Genomic DNA, 22,450 nt, shown 5'->3' with positions numbered 1-22,450 from the left:
GGACTGTCAACCCCCCGCTTACCGTCTCGTCGTCCCGGTTCAGCCGTTGCGTCTACGACGGACGGCCTGCACGGGATCGACGACCCGCGGGTCGGTGGATTGACTGCCCTGACCGCGCGCTCACCTCGAGGTTCACCCCCGCGCTCGTCTGTGAGGGACACCTGTTGGCGACGCGCCGCGCCGGACAAGCCGGCGAAGGCGCGGCGGCGTCGCCGTGAGACGATTGGTGTCGGTCAGTCTGTGAGAAGACTGCGGCTGGAGAGTCGTAGTGTCGGAAGAAGACGCCGAGTGAGCGCCTTTCAGAGATCAACAATGAGTAGTAAGAAGCAGTTCCATAATGAAGTTTCGCACACCAACCACCATCGAGCGGTCGACGACGACGTGGTCGATGAGACGCCAGCGCTCCATCCCACAGTTGAACTCGAAATCCAGGCCAAAGTTGACCTGAACAATCCGGACGCGGTTGGTCGGGGGCTGACCCTCGCGGAAGAAGAGCGAATGGCTGCACGTGAGTGGGAGATCGAACAGACGCGTGACCGGTGGGACCGGAGACAGACGTCGAGTCGGGAGGCGCGGACGGCGACGGCGGTGGAGCAACAAAGTATCGAGGCAACGAGAGCGTTCAAGAAACGCGCGGGGTGTGTCAATCGGTGGGCTGACCCAGAAGAACCGGACCCACGTGAGCAACTGACGGCTGAACAGTTGGGCGTCGTGAACAGAGAGGCAGGACGAATGCAGTCGAAACTCGATGGGTGGTCGCGGGCGGCGATCAGTCGGCGACTGGCCGAGGTAATCGCAGACGGGCAGTCGATGATGAGTGCGGTCGTGGGTGTGTTCGAAGAGTTCCAACAGGCACCCGGGACGGTGATTCCGATTGCGGCGGTCAGCGAGGTCAGCCGTCGAGAGGTGTCGATTGAAGGTCGTGTGAAGACACTTTGGGAGCCTATGAGTAGCGCGATTCAACAAGTGGGACTCATAGAGGATGAGACTGGAACGACAAAATTCACTATTTGGGCTAAGTCGAGAAAATCGGTTGTGAGAGAAGGCGAGCGGGTGACGCTGCGGAACGTCGCAAAGAGCTGGTACGGAGGGCGCGTGTCGGTGGCTGTGACGGGGTGGTCGGACGTCAGATTCCCAGAACGCAAGGCGTGGTGGGCTGAGTAGGTGTCGCCGGCGGTGTGTTCTTTTTTACGTCTCCACCAGCCCAGACCCCACCTCCCCACCCACCGCTCCGTGCTCGCACCTGCGGTGCTGCGCGCGCAGCCACGACCTCTCCGCACGGTTTTGGTTGCTCTCTATCTTGTGACCAGTTTCCTTGTGTTGTGCACCAGAACTATTACTGGTAACATGAATTAGGATGTCAATGGAAAACGATGATTCAGTCACGGAGTTCTCTTCTGAATTCATCGCTGAAGCGATTCATCAAGGTTTGACAGGGCTTGATGATGAGGCTGCCCATGCGATTGGTGCTGGACTAGGTGCGATCACGAGCGGCTCTCCAGTAACGGGTGCTGCGTTGGGTGGATTAACTGGATACCTGTTGAAAAGCGGCGCTGCGGGGTTTTTAGCAAAAAACTTTGCAACAAACAAAACTAAAAAATTAGACACTAAGTTACGAGACTTTGCCGAGGAGATGCAAAACGCGGACAAACGCCATCAGCGGATTGGTGCCGTGGTTGCTAGCCAGCTCACGTCATTCTTGCCAAACGGCGATAAGTATGCAAAAGCGGCTCTCCAGGCGGGTGGGGGACAATACCAGGAACTTGCAGGGCTACTCGAAGATTACCAACGAGAACCTGAACTCCAAGCGGAACTAGAAGCCTCGGTTACCCGTCTTTTCGGGAAAGATGGTGAGTTGCAAGTCTCTGAGCTACAGACTCTTTTCGGGGTTGATTCAACTGAGAAATCGCTGTCTCTATTTTTTGAATTCAGTAAAGCATTAACAGCAAAGAAGTCGATTGAAGCAGTTGATGAGGTCACCGAAGTACAACTTGCAGTCAACGCAATTAGTGACGAACTGAAAACATTACACGAGACGGTCGAAGAAGAGTTTCAACAGCGCTTGCAGTCTGATTTGCGAGATGCCGGCTTTGTTCGTCTCACACCGGTCTATTACCGTCAATACCCTCCAATTCCTAAACAATGTTATAATCGCCCTTTTCGCCTCTCAGAGGTTTCTGAGGGCTATGCGATTGAACGCCAGTTACCAGAGACAGCACCAACAGAGACCCTCTCTGAGAAACTATTGATGGAACTCAAAACCGGTGCCCCTCAGCTACTCACCGGTTCAAGCGGAAGTGGTAAAAGTACGGTCTGTAAGCAAGTTGCAACGAAGTGGCACGACCGTGGACTCGGGGCAGTTCTCTATCGGGAGGCACAAAAAACGGAATTTAGTCAGCGTGGAAAGCTTGAGGCACAGATTTCGAACTTGAAATCCGAAGGACGGGTCTTAGTTGTTGTCGAAGATGTACTTAGAGAGGAACAAAGTGACGTACTGAACTCAATTGAGCGGTACCAACAAGATGAAGAAGTGGCTTTCCTCTGCGACGCCCGTGACGCAGATATTGAGACTGCTACTAAGCGTATGACTGCTCAGCAGACATCTCACAGCCGACGTGTTCGTCATCTTATTCCTCAATTCAGTCACCACCCTCTCCCAGATCCAAGTCTTGACGACTGTCGTGTACTAATAGACTGTTATCAGAGGGCTACTGGAGACGATGTTATCTATACCGCTGACGAGTTGTGCACTCGAGTAGAGGAGCAGAAAGACACCAAGGGTGGTCTTCTTTTACTGACCTACTTGCTCATTCACGGCTCGGAAGATAGTCATGACCCCCTTACAGAGCATGCCCGGGCAACGGCGCTTCGATTCGAATGTAGTAACTTTGTCACTTCAAACCCGATTGAGCGTGACCTTCGAGATGTCGTCGCAGACGCTGCACTCGCAGTAAATGTGCTCAATGTGAGCTCACTAAAGTTCTCTCCAGAGTTTCTGTTTACACTTGGGTATGATCGGCGGCGAACCGATCGGGCCCTTAGCATCCTTGAAGATGAAATCCTATTTCGTGCTGAAGAGTCATACAGCCTACGCCATGAACTCTGGTCGCGAATTTATCTTGAAACCGTCATTGATGAACGGGGCTTGTCGGTTATGCCACGTGTCTGCCAGCTAATCGGGGGGATCTTAGACCTCAGAGACGAAACTCATCTCAAGACTCTGCGGACGAGTTTCCCCGATTCAAAATTCCTTGATTCAGTTGATGCAACACCAGACAGTTCTGTTGGAGTGTTCATTACTGTCCTCTACAAGGTTGGTGTTGACTATCCATCTCTTGTTCAACTATTTGATTCTCCTAGACAACCACTCGTTCCAATCGGAGATTTACCAAACGATATCGAAGGCACTATTCGACTCACCCGCGCAGCAGCAGCGATTGGAGCAGGTTGCCTGACAGACGCAGTAGCAGATCTTGAAGCGATCATTTCGGATACTGATTTTTTGATAGAGCAGCGCTCAAAAGCCCATCTACACAAAGGTGATTTGGCTACTCAAAGGGGTGAGTTCGACGAAGCAATGGACGCATATCTAACAGCACACAGTCTGTTAGATTCGGTTAACGAACCCTGGTTGGAAATATTGGTTCTTGATAATTCAGGGTTTGTCCATCAAGAAATTGGTGAAAGCCAGAAAGCGATTGAGCTTCATCGACGTGCTTTCGAGCTAGCAGTAGAAAATGAACTGAAATGGTTTGCCTTCGCCACAGCAAACCAGGTTGCACTCGCGTGTCTTGAGGCTGGACACATTGATACTGCTGACGAGTGGCTTGACATCGCTGAATCACAATTAGATGAAAATGCTATTGGTGGCTCTGTAGACAGTACATTAGCTGGTAATCAAGCATTGTTGCACATTGAGAAAGAAGCATACTCGGATGCGATTCGTGCTGCTGAGCGGGCTATAAAGCTCTATCAAGAGCGAGGTGATCAAATTGAAGTTGCTCGGAGTAAGCAGAATATTGCGAATGCACTTCACTCACAATATAAAAACGGAGACGGCGAACTGAACGGCGATTTGAAACGTGCTGAACAGTTACTCAGCCAAGCATTCGACACGTTCCAAGACGCAGGGTACTATCGAGATCTTCAAACTGTACTCCATACCCTTGGGAGTATTTACGAATCACAACATGAGTTTGAAAATATAAAACCATATGTTGAGCGTATTGAACAGATTCCAGAGGGGGATGAGTATATTGACCTCGATGAATTCCAGCGAGCACTAAGTCCACCTGATAACCATCTCCCAGCACGTGAGCCCTTTCTTTCGGGACTAGTCTGTGTTCGGGCCGCCTTTGAGAGTGGTGAGGTACAGGATAGTAAGACAACAACGCTTGAGCAAGCACTCAAGAAATTCGTGAAAGCGATTGAACATGCAGAGACTCATGAGCCTCGCTGTACGCAGTATGACATCGGACACCGAGCGAGAGTTTTCAAAACTGCAATTGTAATTCTCATAGACGGGAAAACAGAAGCTTCACTACAAGATTTAGACCTGGTTGAGCAAAGCCGACTCTATTCAATTGAAGAGATTCTATACGATACAATTACTCAACATCTTGAGCCAAACCAGTACAGCACGTTATTAGAGAGGAGTTCGGGTATACACCCTAATTCGTCTTCAGAGATTGCTGCTGTGGCGGCAAGATATCTTTGTACAGCGCTCATTTACGGTGCTTCAGTAGTTGACCCAATTAGGTCACTTCCTCGGCAGGAAGATGGCTACGGTAATCTAGTTGAGATTGAGGGCATCCAATCTGGTGGGGCAGATGTTACTGATTCGGATGTAGAAACTACTGAAGATGACAGTCATGACTGATGGCGGTCGGTACGGAAAGTGAACGTGGTGACGTTTTGACTCCAGTTGTGGACTGCTCTCCTATTGCAGACTGGTCGCACTTGTTTCAACAACTGATCGGGTGCACTCGCATCATCACTAAATCCAGCTGCCCAATCACCCTAGAATTTAGTCAATTGCTGACATTAGAAGCGGCCATGGCACGAGAAATGAAGTGCAGTTCTTGCGGAAACGTCCAGTCATACAACAACATTGCAACGGCCCCAGATCGGTGCCCAAATTGCAACCAGCCGTGGCAGCCGAATTACTAACTCGATATTCTCAATGTCCGTCTCGCCTACCATTTACGCTGTGGTATGAGAAGCGTCGTCCTGTAGTGCACCGCGGCCGCGGATCGTGTTTCCACGATCAGAGAGCCGAGCCGCTGCAGATCGGCTATCATCTGGGTCGAAGTCGTAGAGCGTCAGCGCAGCCTGGGCGATCTCAAGGTTCTGCTCAATTTGCTGCCACCGAGTGAGGTCTGCCCACCCGTCAGCACCGGACTCCAATTCCAAGGTCAGCTCGTCGACAGTCGTCGCGTCGTACTGTTCTTGGATCGCTTGCCGTTCATCTTTTAGGTCTCGAATCGCCTGTCGAATCTCGTCTTTCGTGTGCTCGCGATGAATGTCGGCAATCCGCCGCATCGCCAACATCTGCGGTGCGCGCATGTAGCGAGTGGCATCGTCCGCTGCGATCACCTTGACACGCCCAGTCTCAGCGAGCGCTGAGAGGTGCTTCCGTGCAGTTGGTTCACTCACGTGGGCGCGTTCAGCAACTTCGCTGGCAGTTTGCGGGTTGGTTGTAACGTCGATTACCTGTCGAATCCGCTCGAACGTCGTGGTGTCTGCTTTCCAGTCAGCAATGACTGCCTCGTTGACGTCACCTTGCCACGGTGTTGTGGAGGAGTCTACTCCGGTCATTGGTCGTCGTACGAGCGCAGTAAGTAAAATGGCTTTGCTGGAGTTTGCTGATTTTATCTGCCCCCTTCGGGTGCGGGGCGGCAACTCGCCCTGCTGATTCGAAATGTCACAGCCAGACACAGCTCCACAGACAGCGACGTTCAGCGACGCACCCACTCGTGCCGACGAGATGCATGACGCACTCGATGACTGGATTACCGATCTCCTCTCCGAGACGACTACCGCACGCGCAAGCGAGGCGTTCCAGCGGTGGCTTGACGCCCAGAGCCGGTTTCACGGCTACTCGGCGCGGAACAGCCTGCTCATCTCGTTGCAATGTCCGGACGCGACGCACGTCGCGGGCTACCGAACCTGGCAAACCGAGTTCGACAGACAGGTCTCGGAAGGTGAGTCGGCGATTTGGATCTGGGCTCCGATCACGGCCAAAGTGTGTCCGGCCTGTGGCGAACCGAAGTCCAGCCACGACGACGACTGTGAGAGCGACGGTGTGCCGTACTCTGAGTGGTCAAGTCAACTGCGCTCGTTCAAGCCAGTCCCCGTGTTCGACGTATCACAGACAACCGGCGAGTCGCTTCCGTCGTTGGAGACTGCCACGTATGGTGATGCGAACGGCCTCGTCCCCGTGCTCTGTGCTGCGGCGGAGTCGCTTAGGTTGGATGTGTCGGTCGTCTCCCCGAGTGAATGGTTCCACGGCGCTGCGCGCGGTGTGTGTGAGTTCCCGCACGGACAGCGACCGAGCGTCGCAGTCAGACAGCAGCCGAATGAGGCGGACATGGCTACGACGCTCGTCCACGAGTTCGCTCATGGATTGTTGCATGCAGACCGGACGAGCCTGCCAGAGCAGTCGCTGCGCGAAGTTGAAGCCGAAGCAGTCGCGTATCTCGTCGGTCGCCAGTTCGGATTAGATGTGTGTAATTCGGCGTTCTACCTCGCTGCGTGGGCGGGTGAGGACGCCGATTCGGTTCTCGAACGGCTCAATCGGATTCGGTCGGTGACGGTGTCGATACTCGGGGCGGTTAATGGTGCAGTCAGAGGGAACCAACGAGGCCGGTAGTGTGGAGACGCGGGTAGCCTCCCGAAGAACCGCACTGGCTCCAGTTTCACTCTGTACCTGGCGCCCATAACTGCCCCAGCCAACCATGACACATGATTCGGGACGCTGAGGTGCTCGACGAGGGGTTTGTCCAACGACCTAACATCGGGATGCGGAACTCACGCACTTTGAGTCCGTCCTCCGGCCGTTTGTGGACGGGGCGTCTGGCCAGTCGGTTATCATCACCGGCTTGACGGGTGCTGGGAAGACGGTAACAGCAAAATACGTCAGAAACCAGCTCACAGAGGCCGTCCCAACGGTGCAGGCGATCCATCTCAACTGCTGGTGGAGTCATACACAGTTCCGTGCGCTCTATCTGATCCTCGACAACTTCGGGTTGGCGACAGACATCCACCGCGGGTCGACACTGCACGACGAACTCATTTCGCGACTCGAAGCGTACGACAAGCGCTCGTGAATGCGTTGCGCTCCGCGAAGAAGCGCCGTCGACATACGATGCCGGGTTCTACGCGACGGCGCTGATTCGGGGCGGCAACGGGCGTGTTGGCTCTGTGTGGGTGGAACCAGGCACGCATCGAACGAGCGCTCGCGGACACGACTGAGACATCGCTGGCCCGATGGGCGTGAGCGACCGCCGAGCAATTTTATCGCCCCCACACAGGGTGCGGGGGCTCACCACAAGCGCTCGCCGTTCCAATGACTACGAATCGACCACCCACCAGACAGTCCGCAGCGTCAGCCACTCACCGTGGCCACGACCTCGTTCGTGTGACTGAGTGGCTGCCAGGAAGCAAGCCAACTAACTACGATATCGAACTGTCCGACGGCGACGGCTATCGAACGCGCTTTTGGCGCTGTCGGAACTGTGGTCACGAGCGGAATCGGCGCGACGAGTTCCGCGAGTCGTGTTGCGCGACACCCGATCGCCCGCTCGTAAGCGACGGCGGCTACGCAGTTGAGGATCCGCGGACGTGGAAAGCACTCACCGAATCGATGACCGCCCGATTCGGGACCGTCGGTCCGCGCTACGATGTCGAGTCGTCGAGCGGGAACACTTACGAGGTAGATATCGCGGCGGGCACGTGTACCTGCCCAGACCACCAGAAACGCGGCGTCGAGTGCAAGCACCTCAGACGGGTGTTGTTCGAACTCCGGACGCGCATCCTGCCTCAGCCGGACGGCCGCTTCGCACGATGTGCACGAGAGTCGCGACGAGAGACGAAGACGATTCGGCAATCGCGGTGAATTTTATCTCCCCCCTGGGGGGTGCGGGGACACTCACCTCGCACTTCCGATGGCAACGAAACACACCGAACACGACAGTGGTATCGCCGAACAAACACCGACCGGACACGAGATTCTCGTCGTCACCGAGTGGGATGATGACGTCACATCGTCGCTCGAAACACTCGCGCAGTTCGACCAGAGCCGGCGGCGCGTCTGGCGCTGTGTCCAATGCAGCGAAGAACGGAATGAGCCGTCTGGGTTCGAACAGGACTGTCCGTCCCAGTCGGTGTAGGTCGTGTCGGCGCGACGACGACACGCTGCAACCCGGAGCGCACCGCCAGCCAATTGTATCTCCCCCTGAGGGGTGCGGGGTGGCGAATCAGGCCATCTCACGACCGACAACCATGTCTCTGAGAGAAATCTACGAGCGATCCTTCGACGAATCGTGCGGAAAATCCATCGACGCTAGCGAGTGTCCCGAATGTGACGGACGACTCACGACAGACGGCGGTGAAACGGCCTGTGAGGGATGCGGCCTCATCGTTGACCAGTACTATTTCGACCACACGCACGGTCCGCGTGTGTTCGACGAGGACCCACACTCAGTTCCGCGAACGGGTGGCCAAATCACCCCAGCGCGACATGACAGAGGCGTCTCCGCAGAAATCGGCTACAACCGTGATGCGAACGGCCAGACGGTGTCTGCCAAGAAGCGGCGACAACTCCACCGACTTCGGCGCGAACACCGTCGAGCACGCTTCGAGACGAAAGCGGAGCGGAATCTCGCGACGGCGCTCAGTGAGATTAGCCGGATGGGGAGCGCACTCGACCTCCCGTGGAATCTCATCGAAGAAGCCAGTCAGCTCTACCGGCGCGCCCAAGACGCAGACCTCATTCGAGGACGGTCAGTCGAGATGATTGCTGCGGGGAGCCTGTATGCGACGTGTCGTCGTCGTGGCCTTCCACGCCCACGTGATGAAATCGCGAGCGTCGCGCGCTGTTCGTGTGCCCAGGTTCAGACGGGCTATCGGGCGCTCAACAGCGAGTTAGGAATCGATGCACAGGTGGTCACCGCGCGGACGTACGTCACTCGGCTCGGATCGGACAGCGGACTCTCCTCACAGGTGCAGTCGCGGGCGTACGAACTCGCAACGAGTGCGGATGAGGAAGGGATTACAAACGGACGAAACCCGGCTGGTGTCGCGGCAGCGTGTCTGTACCTCGCGGGAAGTGAGTTCGATGTGGGACCCACACAGACTGCACTCGCCGCACTCGCGGATGTTTCGGTGCCAACACTCAGAGCGCGCTACGTCGAACTGACAGCACTGGCGTGAGGAACACGACGACAGCCGTCTACTTAGGCATCTTCGTCGTCCGCGTTGTCAGCAGACGGCGGGCGTCGCGAGAGTCGGTCGAAGCGTGATTGAGCGGCCTCGGCTCGCGCCTCGGTTTTGTCGGGTTCGTACTGGCCACCGTCATATTCGCCGTCGACGACCGAAATCGTCACGACTGCATTTTGGGTTCTTGCTCGCCACGGTAACGCATCGCGGTCGACGACGAGTTGGTCGATATCCCGACCGTCAGATTCGACGAGCAATACCGCGTGGTCATCCTCGAATCGGTCGACTGTCGCCGTGTACGTCCCGTCTGGAATCATCAATATGTCTCCTCAACTACGACCGCGCCGGTATTATCTACCACGGTGATGGTGTCGCCACCGTTGTTCCAAATGGCCGACCCTGAACCCCAGTAGTAGTCTGTCGACGTATCCGTCCCAGTCCCGGTGTGGAGGTTGACCGTCGCACCTGCGTCAAGTGTCGTCCCCGATGGGAAGGTGTACGTCCGACCTGCGGCATCGGAGACAGTCCATCCGGAGATATCGAGCGTCTCGCTTCCGGTGTTCTCGAAGACGATGTACTCGTCGTTCAGATTGTCCGTATCTGTCCCCGACGCGTCGGCGTGTACGTCGGCGACGGCAAGCGACGCAGATGCCACCCCGGTCTCGGTCTCAGTCCCCCCGTCGGTTGCGACCGGCGTGAGCGTCGCGACCGTCCCGTCGGTCGTGATGGTCGTCCGCGCCGTCACCTCCCCAGTCATTTCCGGTTCGATAGCCGTCCCCTCGCGGAGTTGTGTCGGGTCGGTCGGTGCATCGCGTTGGGTGCGAACGGTGACTTGTTGGCCGTCGCTTTCGAAGACAATCGTCCCGTGCGTTGCCGTCCAGTACGTTGGGATGGACTGCGCTGCCAGGTGGGACAGCGTCTCTTCGTTTGGATGTCCGTATTGAGAGTCGTATGCGCTCGAGATGACGGCGACGTTCGGTTGGACCGCCGCCAAGAACGGGGCCGTCGTACTTCCACCCGAACCGTGGTGGCCCGTTTTGAGCACCGTCGCGTGCAACTGCGAGCCGTACGTGTCGACGAGATACTCTTCGGCTTCGTGTTCTGCGTCGCCGGTAAACAGGAAGCCCGTCGACCCGAACTGAGTCATGAGGACGATGCTGTTCTCGTTGCGGTCTTCGTTTGCCAGGTAGCCTTCGGGTGGCGATAGGACCTGTGAGGTCACCGCACCCATTTGGATTTCATCACCGGCCTGTGTTCGATAGAGCGGCACGTCGTGTTGTTCGACGGCGTCGAGATATGTGTCGTACGTATTTGATGTAGAGGTAATCCCGGGGTCGTACACCGCACCAATGCCGTCCGCCTGCGTTTCGAAGTAGTCGGCTCTGTTGAAATCCTCAGAGAGTTACATGTTCGTCCCGTAATTCGACGGGATGAAGGCCCTCCCGAAGTCGCAGATTCTCCGGTTTACTGAGAAGGCGATCCATCTGGCACGCCGGGCGGTCTCTCGGTACTCCTCGAAATTCTCTAAACACCGCTATACACTTCCGCAGCACGTTGTTCTGCTCTGTCTCAAAGTTCGGAAGAACACGACCTATCGTGGTCTGCTTGACGAACTGATCGAGATGCCACGCATTCGTCGAGTTCTTGGATTAGCTGAGCTTCCTACGTCATCAACGCTCTGTAAGGCGTTCAACCGACTTGATATGGCCGTATGGCGTGTTTTGTTGGCTCTCTCAGCGACGCTACTTCCGACAAACGGTATCGTTGGAGTCGATGCTTCGGGGTTCGACCGCAGCCACGCCTCGAAACACTACACGAAACGAACTGAACTCACGATTCAGCAGCTCAAAGTGACGCTGCTGGTCGATACGAAAGTGAACGCAATCCTCGATCTACATGTGACGACGACACGAAAACACGATAGCCAGATTGCGCCGTCGTTGATCAAGCGCAACCGCGAAAATATTGGCATTCTGCTCGGTGACAAGGGCTACGACGACCAGAAGATCAGACGGCTTGCCCGGCAACACGAGGTTCGTCCACTGATCAAGCATCGTGAGTTCACATCGCTCCACAAGGCATGGAACGCACGGTTGAACGCTGATCTCTACGGCCAGCGGAGTCAATCAGAGACGGTCAACTCAACGCTCAAGCGGAAGTACGGTGCGTTCGTTCGCTCACGACTGTGGTGGAAGCAGTTCCGTGAACTCACTATCGCCTGTCTCACGCACAACATCGACAAGACGCTCTGAACGTTAGATGTAGAGTAGAATCGGAAAGCCTACCTACACTGATCGTACCAAGCGACTCAAAAATAGGTTCCAAGACCAATTCCGATTGCAACACCGGCGGCGATTTTCGCACAGGTTTGCCAAGACTGCGAGCTGAAGCTATAGAGGAGGAATCCAACAGGAACCGCTCCGATAGCCGCAGCAGTCCAGTCTGGAATATACTGAAATGGATTCATCCAGAGGTAGAGCACAGTAATACTTACTCCGCTAATAAAAGCGAAAATACGGCTCCACTGAAACTCTGACCAGTTTGGCCCATTAGGTGAATATTCTTTTCCGAGAAGATCACGCTTGGAGGGCATACTTAGAAGTCTGCTCTCCGGCTCATATGTTTTTTGTAGCGCATCAGTTGTGGCCGAATGACAGACTCCCAACTCCCTGAGCAAGACCCATAGAGTCGGAACAGCGACCGATCTGCATACGCATCACACAATTGTTCCAGATCAGAATATATTTGAAAAATAGGATTTCAACAGAGCCAAGTAGTCGATAACAGCCGCGTTCCCACCAATATGGTCCGCATCGGAATGGGAGGTTACGAGATGGTCGATGCGGTCGATCTCGTGTGCTTGGAGGTACGAAAGCACGTGTTCACCGTCGTCTCGGAAATCGCCGGTATCGATCAGCATTGTCTCACCATTGGGTGCGACGAGGAGCGTACTGACTGACTGGCCGACGTTGATGAAGTGGACGTCGAGTGATCCATTGACCGACGCGACAGTCTGGGTTGCCTGTGTTGTCGCAGTCGGTGTCGGTGTTGCTGTCGACGATGCGCCTGCCCCCGTCTCAGATGTGGGGCCACTGGCACCGGTACAGCCGGCGATGAAGACAAGGAGGACGACTGCAATCGTCCGAACCTGGAGAGTCATACGACGACATCGGCTGCAGGTGGTTTATGCTTTAGTCGTCGCCGAGTGGGCTTCCTACTTGGTCGTGTACGCTGGAGTCGTGAGTAATTTTATAACAGCCGACAGGGGTGTCGGCTGTATTCAGTCGACGATTCCGTATGAGACGAACGAAATCAAGAGACGCGATAGATCGTGTTGGGATATACGCTCGTATTGGCGACGTTCCTGAGATTCACCTGCTGTCACGGCATCAGCCGACGTACCAGGGCCGAGACACGTGGTCCGAATTTTGTGAGGAATACGAGTACGGGCGTGGCTCTGGTCTACGGTACAACGAGGCAGTCGATCGAGTTGGATCACATTGGCTCGAACATATGGACGAATTGCAGCGTCATCATGCCCTTGCGACGCCAACACACGTTGAGCGTTGGTGTCGACGCCTTCTGGATGATAAGTCAGCTGCAACCGCGTACAATTACTGGGTTCGTATCAGGCGCTTCTACGATTGGTTGTTGTGGCATACCAACCACCCACATCGGTATTCTCCAGTAATGCTTGCTGTCGTCGCCGGTGGTGCTGCTGACATCTGGGATGTGAAAATTCAGAAATGGGAGACTGTTCGCCCACGGCACAAGGGAGGTGATTCTGCGTGACTGAACAGCCGCCAACACCTCGTGAGACGTTAGCAGAGGAGTTTAGTCAGTCGACCGACCCACTTGCCGCGCTTGAACCAACGTTCAACAAAACGACCGTCGACCCATTCGAGGTGTTCTCCGAGGAAGTGCTAAACACACGAGATCTCTCATCAGCAACTCGAGGATACTTTGCGTATGTCTTCGACGAGTGGCGCTCACATATGTGTGAGATAGGACGACACCCGGCTTGTCCTGCTCTCGAACACGTCGAGGCCTACATTGAGATACAGCGTACACCAAAAAAAGAGGGTGGCCGCGGAAACACGGCACGAACGGTTAAAGAAAAACTGCGCAAGCTCAACCGGGCGTATCAGTACTGGCAGGCAGACCCCGTGTTCCCACATAAAGACGGTTACAATCCATTCGAGCTAGCCAAGAAACGGGTTTCGTTGCGTGTCAAGAAGACTAAGGAACATCGAAAGGTCACGATTTCAGAGCTCCGGGATATGATTGTCTCAGTAACCAATCTCCGGGAGAGGACACTCATTATGCTTCAGTTGAAGCTTGGCCTGCGCGCTGGTGAAGTTTCGAACCTTCGTCTCGACGACTTCCGGCTAACAGCGTCGCTTACAAATGAAGCATATCCAACGCTGGGGTCGCATGAAGCATTAGGCACGAGGACAAACCTCGTGTACATCCCGTCGCGAGATGAGCGGGACGGGAATAAATCGGTTCGACCGCGGCTCCTCCCGTTAGATACAGAACTACGGTCGCTTCTGGACCGCTACCTATACGCACGACCCAAGAACGGTGAGCCATGGTTGTTTCTGTCGAAAAAAAGCCACACCCAGATAACTGTGAAAGGTGTGAACAAGGTATGGAAGATGAACTTCCACCCGAAGTATGCAGAAACGGACGCGCATCGACCGATTACAAGTCATTTCGGTCGGCATCGGTTCACCACGTATTGGCGTGTCGAACAAAACCTGAACCGGCAACTCGTGAAATATCTCCGAGGCGACCGGACTGGTAGCTTTACGAACAGTAGTGGGATCGATGCATATCTTCACGCCTACTACGAAGATATTGAAGCAACATACCGAGCGGATATCTACAAATTAATCGAGGAAGCGTAGTACTGTCCCTCTTAGGAACGATGGTCTATCCTACAATTATCTCACCGGGTCACTGAACCCTTCTCATTCGCCTCGCACCGCCTGAATCCGAAGCACCACCTCGGTCCCGCCCACCTCGCGGCGGTGGTACACGACTGTGCCGCCGAGCTGGTCGATACCCCACTTCACCAGCCAGAGGCCGAGACCGCTCGCGTGTCTGAGTTGCGTCTCGCCGTGGGCGTTGATGGCGGCGAGTTCGCTCGCGTTGATGCCGGGCCCGTTGTCCTCGATTCGAATCACGAGTTCGTCGTCCTCCCAGCTCGCCGTCACGGAGACGACCGGCGTCGACGACCCGTTGTGCTCGACGCCGTTTTCGACGAGTTCCCGGACGATGGGTTCGAGCGTGGGCGCACAGACCACGTCGTTGTCGGGGAGTTCGAGGAGCCGGACGTTCGCGCAGGCGAAGTCGGTGCGGACGGCGTCCGCGGCGGCGCGTATCTGGACGGCGGCGGGGTGGAGTCGAGCGTCGCCGTTCCCGTCACTGCCGCGGGTCGCGCCGAGTTTTCGCGCCTTCTGGCTGATGTTGACGAGCGTCTGCGCGTGGTCTTGGAGCGTCTGCGCGTGGTCCCGCGCGTCGTCGAACTCGCCGCCGTCGATGTCGTCCAAGACGAGGTTGGCGTAGCCTTCGAGGAGGTTCGCCTCGGTCCGGAGGTTGTGGCGGAGGACGCGGTTCATCACTTCGAGTTGCTGGAGGTTCAGCCGGCGGTCGGTCACGTCGCGGAAGACGAGCGCGTGGCCGATATCGCGGCCGTGATGGTCGCAGAAGGAGCTCGTCCGGAGTTCGAAGTACCGCTGGCTCGACCCGAGTCTGACCGTGACTTGGTCTGTGTCCCGCTGGTCGGGCGAGAACTCCTCGACGACGTCCCCGACGGGACGGCCCTTGAGCTCGGCGGGGGTATCGTTCAGAACCTGCGCGGCCGCCCGGTTGACGTCGGTGACGCGCCATTTGGTGTCGGTGACGACCACCGCGTCGGCCATCGTCTCGACGACGCGGTCGCGGGCGACCCACCGCGGGACCGGCCGGGATTCGAGGAGTTCGTAGCGGCTGATTGCGACGGTGCAGGCGAGCCCCGCGAACGCGAACGCCGCGGGAGTCATGTCGATCGCCGCGCCGTAGAGTTCGAGGAGGGTCGTCGCGAAGTTCCCGAGCACGGGCATCAGCGTCCCGAGGATGAGGGTCGTCGCCTGCAAGCGGTAGATGTTCGGCATGTCGAGCGCCGTCCGGAAGATGACGATTGCGCCGGCGAGCCACAGCAGGTAGCTGTATCCCAGTACGATCCAGTACAGCGGCCCCCACTCCGTCTGGAGGACGGTGATGGTCCGTCCCACGGCGGGAACGACGCTGACCGAGGTCCACATCATGTGGTGTGCGGAGTTGGTCCAGACGGCGAGGAGGCCGACCGCCGGGAGCAACGAGAGGACGCAAAGCGACGGCGGCGAGGTAAAGCGGTCTCGGCCGGCGTAGGAGAACGCGAAGAAGAACCAGGCGATGGGGGCCGCGAGGACGCCGACCCACTGCAGGTCGGCGAGCGTGAGCTTGAGCGCCACGTCCGAGACGACGAGTTCGAGGAGATAGCCCGACGACCACCAGCCGCTGGCGAGCGCGAGGACGGCCAACCCGCTGGCTCCGGGCATCGCCCGCCGCCGCCACGCGAACAAGGCGACGTAGCCACTTACGACCCCGGTGGTGACCATCAACCCGACGACGACGACCACGAGGGGGGTCGGCTGTGTGAGGAGTTGGGAACTCACCGTTCCCCCGAACACCAACTGGCCGATGGTTCCCCACTCGTGGTTCGGAGTCACTACAGTGGTAATTCACACGGTGTAACAAAAGAGTATTCGAGAATCTGCGGTGGCTGTCTCGACGCGGACCGGCGCCGCGTCGGTCCAGCGTCTCGGCTCTGGTCGACGCGTCACCCGAGCGTCCCGCCGGTTCCGGCGACCGCGGCGACGACCGCGATGCCGACGGCCATCAGCACGCCCTCGGCGTCGCGGAGCGTACAGAGCCGCTCGACCGACCGGTCCGTCCCGGTGAGCGCGTAGGTGATCCACGTCGAGTAGGCGACCGCGGGCAAGAGCGCGACCGGGGCCCACGCGGGAACCACGCCGGCGCGCGCCGCGGCCCACACGAGTCCGACGGAGACCAGTTCCAGTGCGTAGAGGCTCAGTTGCGTGCGGCGGACGCCGATGACCGTCGGCAGGGTTTCGACGCCGTTTCGCGCGTCGCCCGACACGTCACGGACGTTGTGCACCTCGACCGAGATGGCCGAGCGAAGGAAGAACCAGACCGCCGCGACAGTCGCGCCGGCGGCGTATTCGGACGTCGTCGCGGCGACCGCGAGCGGGGCGAACCCGACGAGGACCGCCCACGCGAGCGACACCGAGGCGGTGTTGACGAGGAAGATGTCTTTGAGCCGGTCGACGGACGGAAGCGGGACGAGCGGGGCGCTGTAGAACACCGCGACGACGCCCGGGAACAGCGTCAGCCCGAGGCCGTAGACGCCGCCGTGCCGGACGGCGAGCCAGAGCGCGCCGACGATTGCGAGCGCGGAGAAGCCGGCGTACAGCCGCGGGTGGGCGGCGACGAACGCGGTCCGCTCCGCGTAGTTCTCCTCGTCGGCGTCGAGGTCCGCGAGCTTGTCGAAGTTGTAGATGCCGACGGTGATGAGAAAGCCGACGGCGAGGGCGACGTTCGGTCCGATACCGGCGAGCGAGGACGCGACGAACACTTCGGCGATGGTCGACGCGCCGAGGAACACTGAACTGTGGACGACCGCACCGTACAGGCGGGGTGGAACGATTTGCATCACACCTTCGAATCGTATCGCCGGCAAATTAGTTGTGAGGCGGACAACAGTTCTTCCCGGTCGAACAGTTTTCTCCAGTTGTCCGCTTCGCGCTCGCGGACGAACGTGTTCGGGGCCGCGCTCATTCCCCCTCGGCGCGTACGAGGACGCATGAAGACGCCGACAGCCGGGCGGGCGGAGACGACGGCGACGGGAGAGACGGCGGCGACAGCCGAGCGAGTGGAGACGACCGTCGAGGTCAAACTGACCGGCCACGTCAGGTCGGCCGCGGGCACCCACCGGACGGAGTTCACCTTCGAGGGCGAGACGCTCCGGTCGTTCCTCGAGGCGTTCTTCGCGGCGTACGACGTGCGCGACCTCGTCATCGCCGAGCGCGAGGCGGACGCGACGACGCGGGGGTGGGCGCGAGTGGAGCGCCCGCCGGGGACGTGGCGGAAGAACCCCGAAGGGGAGCAGACGCGGCCCTACGCTCGCGTGCTCGTCAACGGCGTGTTCAACGAGAACCTCGACGGCTTCGACACGCGACTCGAAGACGGCGACCGCGTCGCGCTGATGAAGCCGTTTCTGTTCTGCCTGTGAGCGGGGTCGCGGAGGGGGTCAACTCGGGCGCGGCCGCGAGTCGTCCGCGACGCTTGACAGCCGCAGGACTGACGTCCCCGGCCGACAGATAGCCGGTATGTCATCGCCCTCCACGGACGACTCGACTCGCGAACGCGGCCCGGACGAGGCGTTCTGCCGCGACTGCGGCGCGGTCATCGACGCGCGCGCCGAAATCTGCCCCGAGTGCGGGGTCCGCCAGCGCGACCCGCCGAAGTCGTCGGTCGACTCGGCGCTCGACGACCTGTTCGACGGCGGCAACCCCTTCGTCGCGGCGGTGCTGTCGGCGATATTCCCCGGCCTCGGACAGCTGTACAACCGCGAGCTCGAACGCGGCCTCGTCTTCGCGGTCGGCTTTATCGTCGCGTCCGTCTCGGTGATGGTCCTCATCGGCTTCCTCCTCGCGCCCGCGGTGTGGCTCTACGCGGTGTACGACGCCTACACGCGGGCCGAACTCCGGGCCGAGGAGTTGCGGCAGGAGTCGGAGGGGGACCGCGAGACGGAGATTTCGGTGAGCGAGGCGGCGAACGACGAGCGCGAGGAGTAGACGCGGGACCGCTGTCGAGCCCGTCGCCGTCGAGGTATCGGTTTCGAGCGTTCTGCGGCGACGGTTGGACGCGATGAAGTCGCAGTGTCACCGGCTGAGATGCCGCTCAGCGGGTAACTAAGACGATACCGAGAACCGCGAACGCGATGCCCGTGAGTTTCGTCAGTGTGAGGTTCTCGCCGAGAACGACGATTCCGATGACGGCCGCGACGACGAAGTACATGGCTCCGAGGGTCGAGACGACGGTCGTCGAGCCGTGGGTGAACCCGATGTACATCGAGATGAGGCCGATTCCGGTGAACAGCCCGGCCACCCCGGCGAGCAGTCCGCCCCTCGCCGTCACTGCGAGCGACGCGTCCGAAACGACGATGAAGCCGAACGCGAGAAGCGCCGCGACGAGATACGAGATGGCGGCGGCGGTCCGCGGGTCCATGGACTCGGAGGCGGCGTTGCCCACGACTATCCAAATCCCCCACGTCACCATCGTAATCAGGCCGAACAAGACGGCCGAGTCCACCTCAGCGAATCCCATCGGTGACGCCTCGCGTCGCTATTCAAAAGAAACCGGACCTCAATTACCATCGGTGTATATACGGGGCGGCTACCTGCGTGTGGGACTCGGTTCGGCGAGCCGACTACGCGAACTCGTCCGAGAGGTCGGCGTCCCAGTCCGGCGGGAGGAGCGGGTCGGGGTCCTCGTGGACGAACTCGACGCCCTTGTCGGGGTCGAGCGGGTGGACCTTCGTCCGCATCGTCTCGCCCGCGTCGAGGAGCGAGAACATGCGTTCGGACTCCGCGAGCCGGTAGTACAAGGGGAGACAGACGGCGACTTCGTCGTCGGTGGCGCGGACGACGAGCGCGAGGTAGACGAGACCGCCGGAGACCGCGCGGAACGCCTCGTACTCGTCGAACGTCGCGCCCTCGACGGCGGCTTCGAGGTCGGGGTAGACGTCGTCGCCGACGACCACGTCGAGACCGACGTGTTCGACCACTTCGTCACCCGTGCCGGGGACCGGAACCACGTCCCCCGGGAGGGCGACGACGACGGTCCAGTCTCGCTCCCGATAGTCGTCGGCGAGCGACTCGCACTCTGCGACCACCGTCTCCCACGTGCCCGACTCGTCCGAGAGCGGATGTTCTTCCATGCGGCATGGTGTCGGAGTCCGCTACCTAAACTTTGGCTTCTCTCGCCGCTGTCGCTCGCGTTCGCGCGTCACGCGGGAGATCGCGGTTCTCCTGCGACTTGTCAACAACCGCCCATCAACTGGCAAAAATTGAAAAGGTATTTCACTCCATGCAGGTCATTCCCATTCAATGAGGAATCTACTCTCTCTTTCGGACCTCCGAACACAGTTCTCGACCGGCCGGGGTCGAGTCAAGGCCGTCGACGGTCTCGACCTCACGGTCGGCGAGGGCGAGACGGTCGGACTGGTCGGCGAGTCGGGGTCCGGAAAGAGCGTGACGGCGCTGTCGGCGATGGGGCTCGTCGACGACCCCGGCGAAATCGTCTCGGGCTCGGTCGAACTCGAAAGCGCCCGGCTCGCAGACGAGTTCCGCGCGGAGTACAACAACCCCGCCTTCGTCGACGGCGACGTGGTCAACCTCGTCGACGCGCCCGAAGAGGCGCTTCGCGCCGTCCGCGGGCGCGAACTCGGGATGATTTTCCAGGACCCGATGACCTCGCTGAACCCCTCGCTGACGGTCGGCGAGCAGGTCGCAGAGAGCCTCCGACTCCACCAGTACGGCGGCCGCCGCAAGGACTCGTGGTTCAACGCGGTCCGCGAACTGCTCCCCCGCATCAGCCGCGACATCGACGACGAAATCGTCGAGCGGACCATCGAGGTGCTCGAATCGGTCGGCATTCCCGAACCCGGCGCGCGGGTCGACGAGTTCCCCCACGAGTTCTCCGGCGGAATGCGCCAGCGCGTCCTCATCGCCATCGCGCTCGCCTGCCAACCGCGCGTGCTCGTCGCCGACGAACCCACGACGGCGCTCGACGTGACTATTCAGGCGCAGATTCTCGACCTCATCGACGACCTGCAGGAGGACCTCGGCATGTCGGTGCTCATGATCACCCACGACCTCGGCGTCGTCGCCGAGACCTGCGACCGGGTCGCGGTCATGTACGCCGGCGAAATCGTCGAGGAGGGGCCGGTCGAGGAGATTTTCCACAACCCCTCGCACCCCTACACGTACACGCTCCTCGAATCGCTCCCGAGCGAGGAAAAAGAGCGTCTGACGCCCATCGAGGGCAACGTGCCGGACCTCATCGACATGCCCGAGGGCTGTCACTTCGCGCCCCGATGCCCGTGGGCCAAGCCGGAGTGTACCTCCGGTGAGATACCGTACAAGCAACACGGCGGCGACGCGGTCGACCACCGTTCGAAGTGCGTCCTCGACGACTTCGACACCAGCGAGTACGGCGGCGACGCCATCGAGTCGTCGACGGGCACCGAGCCGACCGACAGGCCGCTTCTCGAAGTCGACGGCATGCAGAAGTACTACGAGCAGGCCGACGGCATCCTCGACCGGTTCCTCGGGGCCGACGACCGGAGCGTGAAGGCGGTCGACGGCATCGACTTCACCGTCTACGAGGGCGAGACGCTCGGACTGGTCGGCGAGTCGGGCTGTGGGAAGTCCACCGCCGGGCGGAGCCTCCTGCATCTGACGCCGCCGACCGGCGGCCGCGTCGTCTTCTCGGGGACTGACCTCTCGGACCTCGACAGCGACGAACTCCGGGCGATGCGCCGCGACATGCAGATGATTTTCCAGGACCCGATGTCGTCGCTCGACCCCCGGATGACCGTCGGCCAGACCATCCGAGAGCCGCTCGACGTCCACGACCTCCCGGTGTCCGACCCGGACGTGCGCGGCGAGGTCGACGTGACCGTGACCGGCATCGACGCCGGGCGCGTCTCGGTCACCGCGAGCGACGAAATCGACGCCATCGTCGGCTCCTCGAACGGCGTCGCAACCGCCACCGTGACCGTGGCCGTCGCCGACGGCGAGGTCGACGTGGCCGTCGAAGAGCGCCTCCGCGCCGAGGTCGAAGTCGAGCGCGAGGGAGACGCCGTCTCGGGCGTCACCGTCCGCGTCACGCCGGGCGACTCCACGAGCGAGCGCCGCCGTCGCCGGGTCCACCAACTGCTCGACGCGGTCGGCCTCGAAGTCGGCCAGTACGACCGCTACCCGCACGAACTCTCCGGCGGCCAGCGCCAGCGCGTCGGCATCGCCCGCGCGCTCGCGGTCGACCCGGACTTCATCGTCGCCGACGAGCCCGTCTCCGCGCTCGACGTGTCCGTGCAGGCGCAGATTCTCAACCTGCTCGAAGACCTCCAGGAGCGCTTCGGGCTGACGTACCTGTTCATCGCTCACGACCTCTCCGTGGTTCGCCACATCTCCGACCGCGTCGCCGTGATGTACCTCGGCGAAATCGTCGAGGTTGCGGAGACCGACGAGCTGTTCGACGACCCGAGACACCCCTACACGCAGGCGTTGCTGTCGGCGATTCCGGAGCCCGACCCGGCCGCCGAGACCGGCGACCGCATCATCCTCGAAGGCGACGTGCCGAGCCCCATCAACCCGCCGTCGGGCTGTCACTTCCGGACGCGGTGTCCGCAGGTCATCCCGCCGGCGGACCTCGACATCGAGCAGGCGGCCTACCGCGAGGTGATGGACCTCCGCCAGCGCGTCGAACGCGAGGCGCTGGACGTCGAGAGCGCCCGCGACGCGGCGCTCGATGCGGGCGACCCGAGCGCCGAGGCGACGGTGAGCGCCGACGGCGGCACCGCCGACGCCGGCGCCGTCGTGGACGAGCTCCGCGAGTCGCATCTGTCGCATTCGCTGTCGCCCGAACTCCGGGGCGTCGTCGACCGCGCGCTCGAACGCGTCGTCGCCGACGACTGGGAAGAAGCGGCCGAGATTCTCCGCGAGCGGTTCGAGAGCGTCTGCGAGCGGGACGCGCCCACGCTGGGTGAACAGACGCATCCCGCGGCGTGTCACCTCGTCGACGAATAGGCGGCGAGCCGGCCCCAATACGGGGTCTCGTCACCTGTCAGACGTTTTTTGATTGTCTCGTATTTTTACCGGAACAGGTCGGTTGTGTCACT

The 22,450-nt window shown here is 59.6% G+C and carries 20 protein-coding genes; 11 read left to right on the top strand and 9 right to left on the bottom strand.

Features of this window, described 5'->3' with window-relative positions; translation table 11 throughout:
• The first annotated feature begins 312 nt into the window (after positions 1-312).
• Together C441_RS14665 and C441_RS19730 are read left to right on the top strand one after the other, a co-directional pair.
• Positions 313-1,164 carry a hypothetical protein gene (locus C441_RS14665; protein WP_007275786.1) on the top strand — a complete coding sequence of 284 codons (852 nt, stop codon included), beginning with the start codon at positions 313-315 and terminating at the stop codon, positions 1,162-1,164.
• A gap of 199 nt (positions 1,165-1,363) precedes the next feature.
• On the top strand, positions 1,364-4,879 hold the full coding sequence (locus tag C441_RS19730) for a tetratricopeptide repeat protein (protein ID WP_161618824.1): 3,516 nt from the start codon (positions 1,364-1,366) through the stop codon (positions 4,877-4,879).
• 323 nt (positions 4,880-5,202) lie between these two features.
• On the opposite strand, the gene C441_RS20325 is transcribed toward C441_RS19730, so the two are convergent.
• Positions 5,203-5,817, bottom strand: a complete 615-nt coding sequence (locus tag C441_RS20325) for a winged helix-turn-helix domain-containing protein (protein WP_007275784.1) — start codon at positions 5,815-5,817, stop codon at positions 5,203-5,205.
• A 169-nt stretch (positions 5,818-5,986) separates the two neighbouring features.
• Here C441_RS20325 and C441_RS14650 point away from each other — a divergent pair, with 169 nt between their 5' ends.
• The 4 genes from C441_RS14650 to C441_RS19120 all read left to right on the top strand — a co-directional run bounded on the left by C441_RS14650 (position 5,987) and on the right by C441_RS19120 (position 9,432).
• A complete protein-coding gene (locus C441_RS14650) occupies positions 5,987-6,871 on the top strand; it encodes a hypothetical protein (RefSeq protein WP_007275783.1) in 885 nt (294 codons plus the stop codon).
• 190 nt (positions 6,872-7,061) lie between these two features.
• Positions 7,062-7,328: an AAA family ATPase gene (locus C441_RS14645; RefSeq protein WP_007275782.1), complete on the top strand. Its 267-nt coding sequence runs from the start codon at positions 7,062-7,064 to the stop codon at positions 7,326-7,328.
• A gap of 239 nt (positions 7,329-7,567) precedes the next feature.
• A complete protein-coding gene (locus C441_RS20600) occupies positions 7,568-8,116 on the top strand; it encodes an SWIM zinc finger family protein (protein WP_338041846.1) in 549 nt (182 codons plus the stop codon).
• Between the two features lie 386 nt (positions 8,117-8,502).
• Complete coding sequence (locus C441_RS19120; protein ID WP_083874926.1) at positions 8,503-9,432, top strand: transcription initiation factor IIB; 930 nt, start codon at positions 8,503-8,505, stop codon at positions 9,430-9,432.
• A gap of 23 nt (positions 9,433-9,455) precedes the next feature.
• Here the strand turns inward: C441_RS19120 and C441_RS14635 are convergent, their stop codons facing one another.
• Together C441_RS14635 and C441_RS14630 are read right to left on the bottom strand one after the other, a co-directional pair.
• Positions 9,456-9,755, bottom strand: a complete 300-nt coding sequence (locus tag C441_RS14635) for a DUF3006 domain-containing protein (RefSeq protein ID WP_007275779.1) — start codon at positions 9,753-9,755, stop codon at positions 9,456-9,458.
• A complete protein-coding gene (locus C441_RS14630) occupies positions 9,755-10,780 on the bottom strand; it encodes a lamin tail domain-containing protein (protein ID WP_007275778.1) in 1,026 nt (341 codons plus the stop codon). The genes C441_RS14635 and C441_RS14630 overlap by 1 nt, the downstream gene beginning before the upstream one ends.
• An 88-nt stretch (positions 10,781-10,868) precedes the next feature.
• On the opposite strand from C441_RS14630, the gene C441_RS14625 reads away from it, so the two are divergent.
• Positions 10,869-11,690: an IS5 family transposase gene (locus C441_RS14625; protein ID WP_007275777.1), complete on the top strand. Its 822-nt coding sequence runs from the start codon at positions 10,869-10,871 to the stop codon at positions 11,688-11,690.
• 56 nt (positions 11,691-11,746) lie between these two features.
• Here C441_RS14625 and C441_RS19575 read toward each other — a convergent pair whose 3' ends face one another.
• Together C441_RS19575 and C441_RS19115 are read right to left on the bottom strand one after the other, a co-directional pair.
• Positions 11,747-12,031: a hypothetical protein gene (locus tag C441_RS19575; protein ID WP_152420735.1), complete on the bottom strand. Its 285-nt coding sequence runs from the start codon at positions 12,029-12,031 to the stop codon at positions 11,747-11,749.
• Positions 12,032-12,172: 141 nt separating this feature from the next.
• Positions 12,173-12,598 carry an MBL fold metallo-hydrolase gene (locus tag C441_RS19115; protein WP_007275776.1) on the bottom strand — a complete coding sequence of 142 codons (426 nt, stop codon included), beginning with the start codon at positions 12,596-12,598 and terminating at the stop codon, positions 12,173-12,175.
• Positions 12,599-13,226: 628 nt separating this feature from the next.
• Between C441_RS19115 and C441_RS19110 the strand changes: the two genes are divergently transcribed.
• Positions 13,227-14,348 carry a tyrosine-type recombinase/integrase gene (locus C441_RS19110; protein WP_007275775.1) on the top strand — a complete coding sequence of 374 codons (1,122 nt, stop codon included), beginning with the start codon at positions 13,227-13,229 and terminating at the stop codon, positions 14,346-14,348.
• A gap of 63 nt (positions 14,349-14,411) precedes the next feature.
• Here the strand turns inward: C441_RS19110 and C441_RS14620 are convergent, their stop codons facing one another.
• Complete coding sequence (locus C441_RS14620; RefSeq protein ID WP_049920616.1) at positions 14,412-16,193, bottom strand: histidine kinase N-terminal 7TM domain-containing protein; 1,782 nt, start codon at positions 16,191-16,193, stop codon at positions 14,412-14,414.
• Positions 16,194-16,303: 110 nt separating this feature from the next.
• Positions 16,304-17,197 (bottom strand): UbiA family prenyltransferase, encoded by an 894-nt coding sequence (locus tag C441_RS14615; protein ID WP_007275773.1) that lies wholly within the window; start codon positions 17,195-17,197, stop codon positions 16,304-16,306.
• Positions 17,198-17,347: 150 nt separating this feature from the next.
• On the opposite strand from C441_RS14615, the gene C441_RS14610 reads away from it, so the two are divergent.
• Both C441_RS14610 and C441_RS14605 read left to right on the top strand, forming a co-directional pair.
• The gene (locus tag C441_RS14610; RefSeq protein WP_007275772.1) at positions 17,348-17,776 is read left to right on the top strand and encodes a MoaD/ThiS family protein; all 429 of its coding nucleotides are present in this window, start codon (positions 17,348-17,350) and stop codon (positions 17,774-17,776) included.
• Between the two features lie 97 nt (positions 17,777-17,873).
• Entirely contained in the window at positions 17,874-18,341 is a 468-nt protein-coding gene (locus C441_RS14605) for a hypothetical protein (protein WP_007275771.1), read from the top strand.
• Between the two features lie 106 nt (positions 18,342-18,447).
• Here C441_RS14605 and C441_RS14600 read toward each other — a convergent pair whose 3' ends face one another.
• Both C441_RS14600 and C441_RS14595 read right to left on the bottom strand, forming a co-directional pair.
• Complete coding sequence (locus C441_RS14600; RefSeq protein WP_007275770.1) at positions 18,448-18,873, bottom strand: EamA family transporter; 426 nt, start codon at positions 18,871-18,873, stop codon at positions 18,448-18,450.
• A 103-nt stretch (positions 18,874-18,976) separates the two neighbouring features.
• Positions 18,977-19,486: a DUF7529 family protein gene (locus C441_RS14595; RefSeq protein WP_004970264.1), complete on the bottom strand. Its 510-nt coding sequence runs from the start codon at positions 19,484-19,486 to the stop codon at positions 18,977-18,979.
• Between the two features lie 169 nt (positions 19,487-19,655).
• Between C441_RS14595 and C441_RS14590 the strand changes: the two genes are divergently transcribed.
• Positions 19,656-22,358 carry an ABC transporter ATP-binding protein gene (locus tag C441_RS14590; RefSeq protein ID WP_007275769.1) on the top strand — a complete coding sequence of 901 codons (2,703 nt, stop codon included), beginning with the start codon at positions 19,656-19,658 and terminating at the stop codon, positions 22,356-22,358.
• Positions 22,359-22,450: the final 92 nt, after the last annotated feature.

Source organism: Haloferax sulfurifontis ATCC BAA-897 (assembly GCF_000337835.1).
Classification (GTDB): domain Archaea; phylum Halobacteriota; class Halobacteria; order Halobacteriales; family Haloferacaceae; genus Haloferax; species Haloferax denitrificans.
This window is presented reverse-complemented; position numbering and strand designations above follow the sequence as displayed.